Annotated in this window: 14 protein-coding genes; 3 read left to right on the forward strand and 11 right to left on the reverse strand. The window is 68.5% G+C overall.

Features of this window, described 5'->3' with window-relative positions:
* Positions 1-246: 246 nt before the first annotated feature.
* The 3 genes from LC490_RS14935 to LC490_RS14945 form a co-directional block, all read right to left on the reverse strand.
* Positions 247-2,280, reverse strand: a complete 2,034-nt coding sequence (locus LC490_RS14935; protein WP_223620679.1) for an acetyl/propionyl/methylcrotonyl-CoA carboxylase subunit alpha — start codon at positions 2,278-2,280, stop codon at positions 247-249.
* Between the two features lie 184 nt (positions 2,281-2,464).
* The gene (locus tag LC490_RS14940; protein ID WP_223620680.1) at positions 2,465-2,854 is read right to left on the reverse strand and encodes a VOC family protein; all 390 of its coding nucleotides are present in this window, start codon (positions 2,852-2,854) and stop codon (positions 2,465-2,467) included.
* 25 nt (positions 2,855-2,879) lie between these two features.
* A complete protein-coding gene (locus tag LC490_RS14945; RefSeq protein WP_223620681.1) occupies positions 2,880-3,662 on the reverse strand; it encodes an enoyl-CoA hydratase-related protein in 783 nt (260 codons plus the stop codon).
* 130 nt (positions 3,663-3,792) lie between these two features.
* Between LC490_RS14945 and LC490_RS14950 the strand changes: the two genes are divergently transcribed.
* The 3 genes from LC490_RS14950 to LC490_RS14960 are packed head-to-tail and all read left to right on the forward strand — an operon-like array spanning position 3,793 to position 6,161.
* A complete protein-coding gene (locus LC490_RS14950; protein ID WP_031373349.1) occupies positions 3,793-4,047 on the forward strand; it encodes a FeoA family protein in 255 nt (84 codons plus the stop codon).
* The gene (locus tag LC490_RS14955; RefSeq protein WP_031373350.1) at positions 4,044-5,915 is read left to right on the forward strand and encodes a ferrous iron transporter B; all 1,872 of its coding nucleotides are present in this window, start codon (positions 4,044-4,046) and stop codon (positions 5,913-5,915) included. The genes LC490_RS14950 and LC490_RS14955 overlap by 4 nt, the downstream gene beginning before the upstream one ends.
* 3 nt (positions 5,916-5,918) lie before the next feature.
* A complete protein-coding gene (locus tag LC490_RS14960; protein WP_031373351.1) occupies positions 5,919-6,161 on the forward strand; it encodes a DUF6587 family protein in 243 nt (80 codons plus the stop codon).
* An 87-nt stretch (positions 6,162-6,248) separates the two neighbouring features.
* Here LC490_RS14960 and LC490_RS14965 read toward each other — a convergent pair whose 3' ends face one another.
* From LC490_RS14965 to LC490_RS15000, 8 genes are all read right to left on the reverse strand, one after another.
* Positions 6,249-6,461 carry a hypothetical protein gene (locus tag LC490_RS14965; protein ID WP_223620682.1) on the reverse strand — a complete coding sequence of 71 codons (213 nt, stop codon included), beginning with the start codon at positions 6,459-6,461 and terminating at the stop codon, positions 6,249-6,251.
* 30 nt (positions 6,462-6,491) lie between these two features.
* On the reverse strand, positions 6,492-7,031 hold the full coding sequence (locus LC490_RS14970; RefSeq protein WP_031373353.1) for a hypothetical protein: 540 nt from the start codon (positions 7,029-7,031) through the stop codon (positions 6,492-6,494).
* Positions 7,032-7,069: 38 nt separating this feature from the next.
* Positions 7,070-7,444, reverse strand: a complete 375-nt coding sequence (locus tag LC490_RS14975; protein WP_031373354.1) for a hypothetical protein — start codon at positions 7,442-7,444, stop codon at positions 7,070-7,072.
* Positions 7,441-8,061 (reverse strand): polymer-forming cytoskeletal protein, encoded by a 621-nt coding sequence (locus LC490_RS14980; protein WP_051885265.1) that lies wholly within the window; start codon positions 8,059-8,061, stop codon positions 7,441-7,443. Before LC490_RS14980 ends, LC490_RS14975 begins: the two co-directional genes overlap by 4 nt.
* Positions 8,062-8,322: 261 nt before the next feature.
* The gene (locus tag LC490_RS14985) at positions 8,323-9,843 is read right to left on the reverse strand and encodes a J domain-containing protein (RefSeq protein WP_223620683.1); all 1,521 of its coding nucleotides are present in this window, start codon (positions 9,841-9,843) and stop codon (positions 8,323-8,325) included.
* A complete protein-coding gene (locus LC490_RS14990) occupies positions 9,840-10,607 on the reverse strand; it encodes a J domain-containing protein (protein ID WP_223620684.1) in 768 nt (255 codons plus the stop codon). Before LC490_RS14990 ends, LC490_RS14985 begins: the two co-directional genes overlap by 4 nt.
* A 2-nt stretch (positions 10,608-10,609) precedes the next feature.
* Positions 10,610-12,295 carry a molecular chaperone HscC gene (locus tag LC490_RS14995; protein ID WP_223620685.1) on the reverse strand — a complete coding sequence of 562 codons (1,686 nt, stop codon included), beginning with the start codon at positions 12,293-12,295 and terminating at the stop codon, positions 10,610-10,612.
* A 24-nt stretch (positions 12,296-12,319) separates the two neighbouring features.
* On the reverse strand, positions 12,320-13,930 hold the full coding sequence (locus LC490_RS15000) for a carboxyl transferase domain-containing protein (protein ID WP_031373359.1): 1,611 nt from the start codon (positions 13,928-13,930) through the stop codon (positions 12,320-12,322).
* Positions 13,931-14,293 lie beyond the last annotated feature (363 nt).

Genomic DNA, 14,293 nt, shown 5'->3' on the forward strand with positions numbered 1-14,293 from the left:
CGCACGTCCCGACCGAAGTGTCCCGGAGCGCAAAGCAAATCCCCCGCGCGATGGGGTTCACAGCGGCATCGGACTTGCGTTGCGCGCCGCCCCCTTTGCAAAGGGGGCAATTTCCCGTCGATCCGCCATTCTTCGGCTGTCGCGCAGTCCCGTTATGCCGTGCTGCTCCCCCCCTTTGAAAAAGGGGGGGAGGGGGGATTTGCTCTTGCAACTCCAGCCGCAGCGCAAAGTCCCCGCCGCGTAGCCTCAGGCCGTTTCCAGCGTCGCCAGCACGGCGTCGGCTTCGACGAAATCGCCGGCCACTGCGCGCACTTCGGCGAGGATGCCGGCGCGCGGCGCCTTCAGGCTCAGCTCCATCTTCATCGCTTCGATCACCATCACTTCCTGGCCGGCCTCGACCGCATCGCCGGCGGCGAGCTTGACCACGACCACGCGGCCGGGCATCGGCGCGGTGACGTTGTTGCCGGAACCGGACGCGGCGCTGTGTTCGTGGCGGTACATGGGCACCGATTCCAGGCGCAGGCGGCGCTGGCCGTCGTGCATGACCACGCGGCCGCCGTTCTCGGTCAGGCCGTCGCCGAACGCGGTCAGGCGACGGGCGCGGCCGTCGATGCGCAGGCTCAGTTCGGCGCCGTCGAGGCGCGCACCCTGGACCTGGTGTTGAACGTCGGCGAGCGCGGGAATCTCGATGCGGTAATCGCCGCCGCTGCCGTGCGCCTGCAACTCCAGGCGCTCGTCGCGCTGGACGAAGGCCAGGCTGCGGCGGCCGCCGTGGCCGAGGCGCCAGCCATCGGCGATCGCCCACGGCGAATCCGGGTCGTTGGAGGCGGCGGCGTTATCGCGGCTGCGGCGTTCCTGCGCCAGCAGCTGGACCACGGTCGCGCCGATCAGCAGGTCGCGGTCGCCGGCGGCGTCGACCTGCGCCGAGGGCATGAATTCCTCGAGATGACGATCCAGATAACCGGTGTCGATACGGCCCTCGACTACCGCGGGATGGCGGACGAGGCGTTCGAGAAATTCGATGTTCGACTTCGGCCCGGCGATCTCGCATTGGGCGAGCGCGCCGCGCAGGCGCGCCAGCGCGCGCGGACGGTCCTGGTCGAACACGATCAGCTTGGCGATCATCGGGTCGTAGAAGATCGTCACCGTGTCGCCTTCGATCACGCCCGAATCCAGGCGCACATGGGCGTCGGCGGACGGCAGGCGCAAGCGCTCCAGCTTGCCCGAGCCCGGCAGGAAGCCGGCTTCGGGGTCTTCGGCATACAAACGCACTTCGATCGCGTGGCCGTGCTGGCCGATGCTGTCCTGCGCGCGCGGCAGGGCTTCGCCGGCGGCGACGCGCAACTGCCACTCGACCAGGTCCAGGCCGGTGACGAGCTCGGTGACCGGATGCTCGACCTGCAGGCGGGTGTTGATTTCCATGAAATAGAAACCGCCGTCCTGTCCGACGATGAACTCGACGGTGCCGGCGTTGACGTAGTCGATCGCTTGCCCGGCCAACACCGCCGCCGCGCCCATCGTCGCGCGCAGTTCGGCGCTGAGGAACGGCGACGGCGATTCTTCCAGCACCTTCTGGTAGCGGCGCTGGGCCGAGCACTCGCGCTCGTTGAGGTGGATCACCTGGCCGTGGCGGTCGCCGAAGATCTGGATCTCGATGTGGCGCGGGCGTTCGACATAGCGTTCGAGCAGCACGCGGTCGCGGCCGAAGGCGTTGCGCGCCTCGCGCTGGCAGCTTTCCAGCAGGGCGAGGAATTCTTCGCTGTCGCGCACGATGCGCATGCCCTTGCCGCCGCCGCCGTGCGCGGCCTTGATCATCAGCGGATAGCCGATGCGGTCGGCTTCGCCGTGCAGCAGCGCCGGGTCCTGGTTCTCGCCGGTATAACCCGGCACCACCGGCACGCCGGCGGCCTGCATCAGTTCCTTGGCGCCGGCCTTGCTGCCCATCTTGCGCATCGAGGCGGCCTTGGGGCCGATGAAGGCGATGCCCGCGGCCTCGACCGCGTCGGCGAAGTCGGCGTTCTCGCTGAGGAAGCCGTAGCCGGGATGGATCGCCTGGGCGCCGCAGCGCAGCGCCACCTCGATGATCGCGTCGCCGCGCAGATAGCTGTCGGCCGGGCGCGGGCCGCCGATCGGATAGGCCTCGTCGGCCTGGCGCACGTGTTGGGCGTCTGCGTCGGCCTCGGAATACACCGCGACGGTGCGGATGCCGAGGGTGCGGCAAGTGCGGATGACGCGACAGGCGATCTCGCCGCGGTTGGCGATCAGGATTTTTTCAAACATGAAGGAGCACGCCGATCGGGCGCCGCAGCGCAGGGTGGAAGGAGGCCGCGCTGCGAACGGGTCGCGCGCGGTCTGCGTATTTTCGCCTAAGCATCGGCGCGGTGGGGCGGTTGGGATATCTGTGCCACGGCGCCGCTCGCGGCACGCCGTCGCAATACCGCGATGCGGTGCTGCGCGGTCGCCATCAGGCGGCCGGTGCGTGGCACACGGCCTCGACGTTGTTGCCGTCGGGGTCGATCACGTAGGCGCCGTAGTAGTCGGGGTGGTAGTGCGGACGCACGCCCGGTGCGCCGTTGTCGGTGGCGCCGGCGGCCAGGGCCTCGGCGTGGAAGGCGTCGACCTGGGCGCGGCTGCCGGCGCTGAAGGCCACGTGGGTATCGCCGGAGGGCTTGCTGCCCTTGCTGATCCAGAATGCGGGACGCTGCGGCGGGCCGAAACCGAAGACCTCGTCGCCGCCGGTGATTTCCTTGCCGATCGTCGTTACCAGGCCGTAGCCCAGCGGAGCCAGCGCGCGCAAATAGAAGTCGCGGCTGCGCAGGTGGTCGGCGGCGGACAAACCGAGATGGTCGAGCATGGGACGCTCCTTGGCGCACGGGCCTTTACGGGCACCAGTGGGCTTTGCGCTTGTCGAGGAAGGCCGACAGACCTTCCTGGCCCTCGGACGATACGCGCAGCGCCGCGATGAGCGCGGCATTGTCGGCGTCCAGGCGGGCGCCGTCGCGTTCGCCGTCGACGCGGCGGACCAGGGTCTTGGCCTGGGCGGCGGCGTGCGGGCCGGCCTTGAGCAACAGCGCGATCTGCTGCGTGACCGCGGCGTCGAGGGCGTCCTCGGCGACCACCTCGTGGAGCAGGCCGATGCGCAGGGCGGTGGCGGCGTCGAAGATTTCCGCGGTCGCGAACCAGCGCCGCGACTCGCGCGCGCCGATCGCCTCGATCACGTACGGCGAGATCACCGCCGGCAGCAGGCCCAGCTTGCTTTCGGTCAGGCCGAACTTGGCCGCCGGGGCGGCGAGGGCGATGTCGCAGCAGGCGACCAGGCCGACGCCGCCACCGAAGGCGGCGCCATGGACCCGGGCGATGGTCGGCTTGGGCAATTCGTTGAGGGTGCGCATCAAGCGCGCCAGGGCCAGGGCGTCCTCGCGGTTGGCCGCCTCGCTGGCCGCAGCCATGCCGCGCATCCAGTTGAGGTCGGCGCCGGCCGAGAACGAAGCGCCTTCGCCCTCGATCACCACCACGCGCACCTCGTCGTCGCCGGCGACGGCTTCCAACGCACCGGTCAGCGCCGCGATCAGGATGGCGTCGAAGGCGTTGTGCAACTCCGGACGATTCAGGCGCAGGCGGGCGACGGGGCCCTCGCGCAGGCTCAGCAGCGGATGCGACATGGGGGATGAGGAGTTTGTAGGAGTTGGCGAATGATACCGTTCAGCTTGCCGCGTCCGCTCCTGTACGGTCGGCGGTGATAGAATGAGAACAATTCCCATTTGGGACGCCACCGTTCGTGGAAGCCACCCTTTGAAGCTGTCCGAACTGCCGCGCCGCACCGCGGCCACGGTCGAGTCCGTCGATGACCAGATTGCCAACGACACCATCGCAAGACGCCTGCGCGAACTCGGTTTCGTCAGCGGCGAGCGGGTCGAAGTAGTGGCCGCCGGTCCGCTCTCGGCCGAGCCCTTGCTGGTCCAGGTCGGCTATACGCGCTTCGCCCTGCGCCGCAGCGAGGCCGCGCGCGTGCAGGTGAAGTTGCTGGACGCGGAGCCGCGCTCATGACCGCCGCCGTCGCCGAACCCCTGCGCGTGGCCCTGGTCGGCAACCCGAACTGCGGCAAGACCGCGCTGTTCAACCTGCTGACCGGCAGCCGCCAGAAAGTCGCCAACTACGCCGGCGTCACCGTCGAGCGCAAGGAAGGCCGGCTGCGTGCGCCTTCGGGCCGCACCTACGCCGTGCTCGATCTGCCCGGCGCCTACAGCCTGCAGGCGGCGAGCCTGGACGAAGCGGTCACCCGCGACCTGGTGCGCGGCTTCTATCCCGGCGAGCGCGCGCCCGACGTGCTGCTGTGCGTGGTCGATGCCACCAACCTGCGCCTGCACCTGCGTTTCGCCCTGGAGCTGCGCGAACTCGGCCGGCCGATGGTGGTGGCGATCAACATGATGGACGCGGCCAAGCGCCGCGGCATCGAGATCGACCTGGCCGCGCTCGAGCGCGAGCTCGGCGTGCCGGTGGTGCCGACGGTCGCGGTCAAGCGCGACGGCGCCCACGCGCTGGTCGCCATGCTCGATCGCATCGCGGTCGAGCCGCGCGAACCGCACGAGCCGCGCGTGCGCCTCGGCGAAGGCGCCGACCTGCATGCCGAAACCCGCCGTCTGCTCGCCTTGACCGTGACCATGCCCACCCGCACCGCCAAGGTCGACGACGTGCTCGACCGCTGGCTGCTGCATCCGGTGCTGGGCCTGCTCACCCTGGCGGTGGTGATGTTCCTGATCTTCCAGGCGGTGTATGCCTGGGCGACGCCGTTGATGGACGGCATCGAGGCGGTCACCGCCTGGGTCGGCGAATGGGTCAAGGCGGCCCTGCCGGAAGGGCCGCTGCGCAGCCTGTTGGTCGAGGGCATCATCGCCGGCCTCGGCGGGGTGATCGTGTTCCTGCCGCAGATCCTGATCCTGTTCGCCTTCATCCTGGCGCTGGAGGAGTCGGGCTATCTGCCGCGCGCGGCGTTCCTGCTCGACCGCATGATGGCCAGCGCCGGTCTGTCCGGGCGCTCGTTCATCCCCTTGTTGTCGAGCTTCGCCTGCGCCATCCCCGGCATCATGGCGACGCGGTCGATCCAGGACCCGCGCGACCGCCTGGCGACGATCCTGGTCGCGCCCTTGATGACCTGTTCGGCGCGCCTGCCGGTGTACGCCTTGCTGATCGGTGCGTTCATTCCGCAGCGCGAGGTCTGGGGCATGTTGAACCTGCAGGGGCTGGTGCTGTTCGGCCTGTACATGGCCGGCATCCTCAGCGCGCTGATGGTGTCGTGGGTGATGAAGAAGTGGCGCCGCGACAAGAGCGAACACGCCTTGTTGCTGGAGCTGCCCTCGTACCGCATTCCGCATCCGCGCGATCTGTTGATCGGCCTGTGGGAGCGCGCCTGGATCTTCCTGCGCCGGGTCGGCGGCATCATTTTGTCGCTGACCATCCTGCTGTGGTTCCTGCTGTCGTTCCCGGGCGCGCCCGAAGGCGCGACCATGCCGGCCATCGACTACAGCTTCGCCGGCCGCATCGGCCACGCCATGACCGCGGTGTTCGCGCCGATCGGTTTCAACTGGCAGATCTGCATCGCTCTGATCCCGGGCATGGCCGCGCGCGAAGTCGCGGTGGCCTCGCTGGCGACGGTGTACGCCTTGTCGGCGGCCGACGACGAAGCCGCGGCGCAGGCGCTGAGCCCGATCATCACCGACACCTGGTCGCTGGCGACCGCCTTGTCCTTGCTGGTGTGGTTCATCTACGCGCCGCAGTGCCTGTCGACCCTGGCGACGATCCGCCGCGAGACCAATTCGTGGAAGCAAGTCGCGATCAGCGCCGGCTATCTGTTCGCGCTGGCCTACCTGGCCTCGTTGTTGACCTACCAGGTCGCCGTCGCCTTGGGAGCGGGCTGAGCCATGGACGCCGGGCTGTTCGCGCAGTACGTGGTGATCGCGATCGCGGTGCTCGCCAGCGCCGTGGTCGTTGCGCGCAAACAGTTCCCCGGCGGCGTGCGCCGCCTGCGCGTGGCCTGCGCCTTGCCGCTGGTGCGCGACGGCCGGCCGCCGTGGCTGCGCCGGATCGGCAAGGCGATTGCGCCGGCGCCGCGCGCGGCCGGGCCGAATTGCGCCGGTTGCGACAACTGCGGGCCGTCGGACTGAGCCCGCAGTATCCGCTGGCATCAAACGCAACGAAGCCCCGCCATGAGCGGGGCTTCGTTGTTTACGCCGATTGGAACCCGAGGCCGCTCAGAGTTTCGAACGCGGCAACTGCGGCGGTTCCTGTCCGGACGCGGCCTGCTGTTGTTGCTGCTGTTGTCCCTGCGCCTGCGCGACTTCCTGCACCTGCGGCGGGTGCTTGCCGTCGGAGCCGAACTTGTAGGAGACGTTGATCTCCGGCCGTGCCACGTCCTTCATCGACTGGGTGAAATCGATCGCCGGCGTCAGCGAGCGGTCGTGCATGACGTCGTTCGGGCTGGAGACGTGCGGCCATCAATTGCTGCGGCTGCGCAGGTAAGCCTGCACTTCCTGCAGATAGGTCTCGGCTTCCTTGCGGTGGGCCGGGGCGAGTTCGCTGCCGAAGCGGCTCTTGCCCTCGTGCAGTTGCACGTAGGCGGCAACGCTGCCGTCGTCGCGCAGGAAGTCGAAGATCGCGATGAAGTCGTTGGCCGCCGGCTCGTTGAAGGCGCCGGCGGCGCGCAAGGGGCTGAGGATGCGCAGCCGCTCGGTGAGGTTTTCCGACACCCGCAGCATCGCGATGTGCAGGGTGCGGTTGATCTCGTCGTACTCGACCGGCGGCGTGCCGGTCCATTCGTCCTGGCGCCAGGCCTTGATCAGGTCGGCCACCGTCGGCGCATCCAGGTCGGCGAGCATTTCGGCCGCGGCCTTGCCGATCCCGCGGACGGCGTGACGGTCGAACCAGGACTGCCAATCGTCGAACGATACCGGGCGCGCCGGCGTGGAATTCATGAAAGCTTCGTACTGCTCGTGGCTCAGCGTGAATCTCGCGTACAGCGAAGCGGGTTGCGACATCGAAAGGGGTCCTTTCCTGTTACCGACGCGCAGACGCCTCAGCGTCGCAGGCGCCCTTTGTTCGCGGCCTTATAGCCGACCGCTTCGAACGCTTCGACCGCCAGGGTGAAAGTACGTTCCTCGCCGGGGAGCAGGGCGCCGACGCCGACGACCTGGCGGGTGATCTCTTCGCCGCGGTCGTTGCGGATCGACAGCACCATGGAGTACTCCCACGCGCCGTCGCTCGGCGGATGCCGAATCGTGCCCTCGACATGCAGCGGCGAGAATCTCGCCGCTGTCTGTTGCGATGCGTCCGAATCGAAGCGCAAGTGATGCCGGCACGCCGGACAGACGCTCGCGCTTTCGAGGATCGTCGCCTTGCAATGCGGACAAATGCGCGTCGCCCCGGGCAGGCCCTGGCGGACGGCGCTCATGAGTCGGCGCCGGTCTCCGTCTTGGCGGCGCCGTTCTTGTCGCTCTTGCCGCCTTCGTTGCGCCCGCTCTCGTTGCGCGGGGCGGGCTTGGCGGCGTCCTTGTCGTCCCAGCCGAACTCGACCTGGCCGCGCATGCGCGAACCGGCCGCGACCGTCATCACCGCCGCCTTGACGTCGCCGATCATCGCGCCGCTGTCGAGCAGTTCGACGCGCTGCGCCGATTCGATGTTGCCTTCGAGCTCGCCGGCGATCACGACCTTGCGAGCGCGCACGCCGCCGTTGAGCTTGGCGCCGAGTTCGACGGTCAGGTCGCCGTCGACCTGGACGTCGCCCTTGAAGCGGCCGGCGATGCGGATGTGGCCGGAGCCCTGGATCTTGCCTTCGATCGACAGGTCGGAGGCGATCAGCGACTCCTTGACCGTTTCGCGTTCGACCGCGCGCGGGGCCGGAGCGGGCGCCGGCGTCGGTGCGGCCGCGTAGGGAGCGGGCGTGGGCGAAGCTTGTCCAAACGAGAATTCGGTGGCCGCGTCGGGTTCTTTCTTGAGCGCGGTTTCCGGCTGCAACGGCGGTACCGGATTGTCGCGCTTGGGCGGAGCAGGCTGATTGAAGATGGCCATGACGCGGTGTTCCTCAGGTCGGGGGATCAGGTGATGACACGCGTGAACTTCGGAGCCTAACACGCTGATACGACGCACCCACTGTGATGAATCTCACCAATCGGAGTTGCAGGAAACCGCGACTCGGATTCAGTTTTCGCAAGCGTTCGCGCAAATGCGAAACGACTCGGAAGCGCGCGCATTCAGCGAAACGGGACGGTATCCCCGATGGCAAAAATAGTTCAGAAATCTTTCAGGCCGATGAACAGGCCAGCGGTGCGCTCAAGCCGACAATACGCCCCGCACGATCAGCAGCAGCGCGGCGACCGCCAGCAAAGGGCGCAGCCAGCTCGCTTGCTCGCGCGCCGTCCGCAGGTCGGTGCGATGTAGGCTCGCGTAGTGCAGGTCCTGCAGGATCGGCGTCGCTACGCCGGCGAGCAGGTACAACGGCAGCCATGCGTCCGGCGGCCTGCGCAGTTGTTCGGCCGGCGTGCCGAACAGGATCGCGAAACAGTCCGGCAGGCATACCGCGACGACGAGCCCGGCGAACACGGCCCAGACCGTGCGATAGATGCGGCCGACGCCGCGCGCGATCATCCAGATCGCGGCCATGCCGACGAGGCACAAAGCGGTCAGGTCGGTCGTGAGCGGCGCCAGGAACATGGCGACGATGCCGAGCGCAGTGACCGACATCAAGGGACGGTCGCGATAGGACAGCACACCGGGATCGCCGTCCTTGGGCAACAGCGGCAGCAACATGCGCAGGCAGGCGAGCAGCAACCAGGCCGCGCCGCCGATGAACCAGACTCTCGGCAGATCCCCGAGCAGGGAATTGCGCGGGCCGAAGGCGGCGAAGAAGCCGAGCAGCAACAGCGGATACAGCACGATGCGCGCCGCCGCGAGCAGCGCGCGCCGTACATCGATGCGTTGACGGTCGGTCGCCCGAACCCAGAAGTCGATGCTGTCCGGGTCGAGCCGCGCCGCCGCCAGTTGCGGGTCGATCTGTTGCAGGCTCGACCACAGGCTCATCAAGCGCGTCGGCAACATCGCGACCAGCGCGATCAATACCCGGCGCCAAGGTACGAAGGGGCCGAGCAGTTCGCGCATCAACATGCGATCCACCGGCCGGACGCGCGGCGACTGCATCAGCGCGACGGTCTGCTCGAACTCGTCGGCGGCCTCGGCGCGGCGCCGCGCCTGATGCACTCGTTCCTGCAGCCAGTCGTCCTGTGGGCCGACGCTGTCGAGGGCGAAGAAGACGGCGATCGTCCGCACCGATTCGGACGACAGCGGCGGGTCGGTCACGGCCAGCGCATGCGCCACCGGCGCGCGCAGGGCGTGTTTGAGGTCGAGCGAATACAGCGGCTCGAGTTCCGATAGCCAGCGCTCCAATGCGGCCGGACTTTGGCTGCTCGCGCGTTCCAGCAACTCGTCGAGGAAGGCGCGGCCGTCGAAGGCTTCGTTTTCGCGGGCGCCGTCGTCGTCGGGCGACGACGGCGGGCGCTCTTCCAGGGATGAACTTGGCGCGTAGGTTTCCGCGTCGGCCGGGTGGGCTTGCAACGCATCGGCCTGGCCGCTCTCGTCGTGTTCGTGTTCCGGCTCGAACCCGGAGTCGTCTTCGTCCTCGCCGACGCAGCGCCGATGCTCGGCATAGGCCAGGCAGTGCTGGTAGGCATCGTGCAAGTCCTGGAACCCGGCCGGGTCCTCGTCCGGACGGGTGCGGCGCAGCTCGCGCGCATAGGCGCGCTTGATCTCGCGCTCGTCGGCGGTGGCGGCGAGGCCGAGGCGCTCGAACGGATTCATGCGCTATTCGCTGCCTTGATGACGCGCGCGATCGCTGCGAGCAGCATCAACAGGAAGAACAACACGCTCGGCGACAGAGCGAGCGGGTGCCGGCCGCGCTTGCCGGGACGAGGGTCGGGGTCGAACTGCAACCCCCGAAAATCCGCGCCGCGCGCCTGAGAATAAGCGCGCAGGTCGGCGACCGCGGGCTGCAGCGAGGCGGTACGCGGATGCACGGTGTCGAGATCGAAGAACGCCAGCACGATGTCGAGCTGGGCGATGTACAGCGAGGGTTCGTCTTGCAGGCGCGCGATCAGGAGCGGAGCGAGCGCCTGTTTGCGTTCGACCGAATACAGGTCCGGGTGCTCGCGCAGCCAGCGCTGGAGTTCCTGCGAAGTGTTCTCGCGCGCGATCCGCAGCAGCCGGTCGAGGAAGGCACCGCTGTCGAAGGTCGCGCTGTCGAAGGGCGTACGGTCGAAGGCCCTGCCGGTAACGGTCGTGCCATCGAAGACGGGCATCGCCGTCGCGGCATCGTCGGCACGCACGCTCAGCGAGGGCAGGGCGTCGTCGCCGAGCAGTTCGTCGAGATCCTCGAACACCGCGGTCGCCGCCTCGGCCCGTGGCCGGCGTGCCCACTCCAGGCACTGCGCATAGGCCTCGTGCAAACGTTGGAACGCGACCGGATCTTCGTCCGGCCGGGTCTTGCGCAGTTCGCGCGCGTACGCGCGCTTGATCTGGCTTTCGTCCGCGTCGTGGCTCAAACCCAGGCGGGCGAACGGCGTCATGCTCAGGACTGGGCTTCGACCGCGTCGAGGTAGCGCGCGAACTCGGCCCGGTGATGGGCGATGAGCTCGGGATCCTGCATGTCGAGCGCACCGCGGAACTGCACCAGCGCATCCTGCAATTGTTCGCGCGCCCACAGCAGTTCTTCGTACAGGCGTTCGGCGCGCGCGATCAGGGCGATGTTCTCCTGTTGCTCGCGCGGGTGCACCTTGATCGCCGCCAACGCCGCCAGGCGCTCGCGGATCTCGTCCTGGCTGAGCACGCCGGGGTTCTTTTCCAGCACCACTTCGCGCTTGAGCCCGGTCGACAGGGCCACCGCCTCGACCTGCAACAGGCCGTTGATGTCGTAGGTGAAGCGCACGTCGATCGGGTTCTCGTCGCGGCGCTTGGGCGGCAGCTCGATCGAGACCATGCCGAGGCGGACGTTGTGCTCGACCCGCGGGCTCTCGCCCTGGTAGATCTCGATCTCGACTGCGCGTTGCTCGTCGTAGGTCGGGAAATAGCGCTCCACCCGGCTCACCGGCACGGTGCTGTTGCGGTGGATGATCGGCGAGAAGATGCCGGTGGTGTAGCGGCCGTGGGTTTCGCGGCTGGTGCTGACGCCGAGCGTATGCGGGCACACGTCGGTGAGGATGATTTCCTCGAGCGATTCGTCGCGCGCCTTCATGCCGGCGGCGACACAGGCACCCAGGCCGATGGCTTCGTCCGGGTTGACGTGGCGCAGCGGCAAGCGGCCGAACATGCGCGAGACCAGGCGCGCGCTCAGCGGCATGCGCGAGGCGCCGCCGACCAGGACGATCTCGTCGAGCTGGCCGGGGCTGAGCTTGGCGTCGCGCATCGCCCGTTCCAGCGGCGCGCGCAGGCGCTGCACCAGCGGCTCGCAGATCCGCGCGAAGGCGGCCTCGTCGACGCGCCAGGCGCGCGGCTGGCCGGCCAGGCTCAGTTCGAACGCGACTTCGCTGCCGCGGGCCAGGTCGTGCTTGAGCGCTTCGATGCGGCGTTCCAGGATCGCCAGTTCGGTTAGCGCCAACTGGCTCGCGGCCAGGCCGTGTTCGCCGAGGAAGGCGTCGAGCAGGGCCTGGGAGAAATCCTCGCCGCCGAGGAAATTGTCGCCGGCGCTGGCGTGGACCTCCATGATCCCGTCGAACAGCTCCAGGATCGACACGTCGAAGGTGCCGCCGCCGAGGTCGAACACGAGATAGCGGCCGCCGCCGTCGCGCTGCTGCAAGCCGTAGGCCAGGGCCGCCGCGGTGGGTTCGTTGATCAGGCGTTCGACCTTGATCCCGGCCAGTTCGCCGGCGATGCGCGTGGCCTTGCGCTGGCTGTCGGAAAAATAGGCCGGCACGCTGATCACCGCCTCTTCCACGCGATGGCCGAGGTCGGCCTCGGCATCGGCGATCAGCGACTTCAGGATCAGCGCCGACAATTCTTCTGGGCGGAAGCGGTGCTTGCCGAGCGCGGTGACGCGGTCGGTGCCCATCCAGCGCTTGAATGCGGCGACGCTGCGCTGCGGATGCGAGACCAGGCGTTCGCGCGCAGCGCGGCCGACGATGACCTCGTTGTGGTCGCCGACGCTGACCACCGAGGGGGTGAGCAGCGAGCCCAATGCGTTCGCGATCAGACGGGGGCCGTCGGGCCCGTAGACGCCGATCAGCGAATGGGTGGTGCCGAGGTCGATGCCGACGATCATGCCTAGCAGTCCTTTGCAGCGGGATTACATGCGGAACACGCCGAAGCGGGTGCGGTCCTCGATCGGCGCGTTGAGGCTGGCCGACAGCGCCAGTCCCAGTACCCGGCGGGTGTCGGCCGGATCGATGATGCCGTCGTCCCACAGCCGCGCGCTGGCGTAGTAGGGGTTGCCCTGGCTTTCGTACTGGTCGCGGATCGGCGCCTTGAAGGCTTCCTCTTCGTCCGGCGTCCACACCTTGCCGGCGGCTTCGATGCCGTCGCGGCGCACGGTCGCCAACACCGAGGCGGCCTGTTCGCCGCCCATCACGCTGATGCGCGCGTTCGGCCACATCCACAGGAATCTTGCCCCATAAGCCCTGCCGCACATGGCGTAGTTGCCGGCGCCGAAGCTGCCGCCGATGACCACGGTGAACTTGGGCACGTGAGAGCACGCCACCGCGGTGACCATCTTCGCGCCGTCTTTGGCGATGCCGGCGTTTTCGTACTTCTTGCCGACCATGAAGCCGGTGATGTTCTGCAGGAACACCAGCGGGATGCCGCGTTGGTTGCACAGCTCGATGAAATGCGCGCCCTTGAGCGCGCTTTCGGCGAACAGGATGCCGTTGTTGGCGACGATGCCGACCGGATAGCCGTGGACGTGGGCGAAACCGGTGATCAGGGTCTTGGCGTAGCGCGCCTTGAATTCCTGCAGCTCGCTGCCGTCGACGATGCGGGCGATGACCTCGCGGATGTCGAACGGGCGGCGGGTGTCCTTGGGGACGATGCCGTACAGCTCCTGGGCGGCGTACAGCGGCTCGCGCGAGGCTTGCACGGTCACCGGCAGGGTCTTGCGGCGGTTGAGGTTGCCGACGATCTCGCGGGCGATCTGCAGCGCGTGGCGGTCGTCCTCGGCGAAATGATCGGCCACGCCCGACACCGTGGTGTGGACTTCGGCGCCGCCGAGCGCTTCGGCATCGACCACTTCGCCGGTCGCCGCCTTCACCAGCGGCGGGCCGCCGAGGAAGATCGTGCCCTGTTCCTTGACGATGATGCTTTCGTCGCACATCGCCGGCACGTAGGCGCCGCCAGCGGTGCAACTGCCCATGACCACGGCGATCTGCGGGATGTTCTCGGCGCTCAGGCGGGCCTGGTTGTAGAAAATGCGGCCGAAATGCTCGCGGTCGGGGAAGACCTCGTCCTGCAGCGGCAGGAACGCGCCGCCCGAGTCGACCAGGTAGATGCAGGGCAGGCGGTTCTCGCGGGCGATCTCCTGCGCGCGCAGGTGCTTCTTCACCGTCATCGGGAAGTAAGTGCCGCCCTTGACCGTGGCGTCGTTGGCGACGATCACCACCTCCAGCCCCTGCACGCGGCCGATGCCGGCGACCATGCCCGCGGCGGGCGCGGCGTCGTCGTACATGCCTTCGGCGGCGAGCGGGGCGATTTCCAGGAACGGCGAGCCCGGATCGAGCAGGGCGGCGATGCGGTCGCGTGCGAGCAGCTTGCCGCGCTCGGTGTGCTTGGCCCGGGCCTTGTCGCCGCCGCCGTGAGCCGCGCGCGCCAGGCGCGCATCGAGCTCTTCGACCAGCGCCTGGTGGTAGGCGACGTTGTCCCGGAAATCCTGCGAGCGCGGGTCGAGCTGGGAAGTGATCGCGGGCATTGCACGGCGGCCTGGTTCTTGGACGCGGCATGAAAACACAAAGCGTCGTTCGCGGCCAATCACTTTGGGCGATGCGGTGCAGTACTGCGCAATGCGGCAAGCGCCGCGCGCCGGCGTTTCGCGCAGCCTTCGGCGCAAAAAGAAAGGCCCGCTTGCGCGGGCCTCTCGAAGCAGCGTCAGCGCAAGCGGATTAGTGCTTGGCAGCTTCTTCCTTGGCCTTGTCGGCTGCGGCGTCGGCCTTGTCGGAGATCTTGGCAGCGGCGTCGGCGGTGGCGTCGGCAGCCTTGGCGGTCGCGTCGGCGGCGCCAGCAGCGGCGTCGGCAGCGGCATCGGCGGTCGCGGCAGCGGCGTTGTCGACAGCGG

The sequence above is a fragment of the Lysobacter sp. ESA13C genome (assembly GCF_019970005.1).
In the GTDB taxonomy this organism is placed as follows: domain Bacteria; phylum Pseudomonadota; class Gammaproteobacteria; order Xanthomonadales; family Xanthomonadaceae; genus Lysobacter; species Lysobacter antibioticus_B.

Bases quoted from the DNA above. Each gene is read 5' to 3' on its own strand.
- LC490_RS14935 (WP_223620679.1), bottom strand. From the start codon at position 2,280: ATGTTTGAAAAAATCCTGATCGCCAACCGCGGCGAGATCGCCTGTCGC.
- LC490_RS14940 (WP_223620680.1), bottom strand. From the start codon at position 2,854: ATGCTCGACCATCTCGGTTTGTCCGCCGCCGACCACCTGCGCAGCCGC.
- LC490_RS14945 (WP_223620681.1), bottom strand. From the start codon at position 3,662: ATGTCGCATCCGCTGCTGAGCCTGCGCGAGGGCCCCGTCGCCCGCCTG.
- LC490_RS14955 (WP_031373350.1), top strand. From the start codon at position 4,044: ATGACCGCCGCCGTCGCCGAACCCCTGCGCGTGGCCCTGGTCGGCAAC.
- LC490_RS14960 (WP_031373351.1), top strand. From the start codon at position 5,919: ATGGACGCCGGGCTGTTCGCGCAGTACGTGGTGATCGCGATCGCGGTG.
- LC490_RS14965 (WP_223620682.1), bottom strand. From the start codon at position 6,461: ATGCACGACCGCTCGCTGACGCCGGCGATCGATTTCACCCAGTCGATG.
- LC490_RS14970 (WP_031373353.1), bottom strand. From the start codon at position 7,031: ATGTCGCAACCCGCTTCGCTGTACGCGAGATTCACGCTGAGCCACGAG.
- LC490_RS14975 (WP_031373354.1), bottom strand. From the start codon at position 7,444: ATGAGCGCCGTCCGCCAGGGCCTGCCCGGGGCGACGCGCATTTGTCCG.
- LC490_RS14980 (WP_051885265.1), bottom strand. From the start codon at position 8,061: ATGGCCATCTTCAATCAGCCTGCTCCGCCCAAGCGCGACAATCCGGTA.
- LC490_RS14985 (WP_223620683.1), bottom strand. From the start codon at position 9,843: ATGAATCCGTTCGAGCGCCTCGGCCTCGCCGCCACCGCCGACGAGCGC.
- LC490_RS14990 (WP_223620684.1), bottom strand. From the start codon at position 10,607: ATGACGCCGTTCGCCCGCCTGGGTTTGAGCCACGACGCGGACGAAAGC.
- LC490_RS14995 (WP_223620685.1), bottom strand. From the start codon at position 12,295: ATGATCGTCGGCATCGACCTCGGCACCACCCATTCGCTGATCGGCGTC.
- LC490_RS15000 (WP_031373359.1), bottom strand. From the start codon at position 13,930: ATGCCCGCGATCACTTCCCAGCTCGACCCGCGCTCGCAGGATTTCCGG.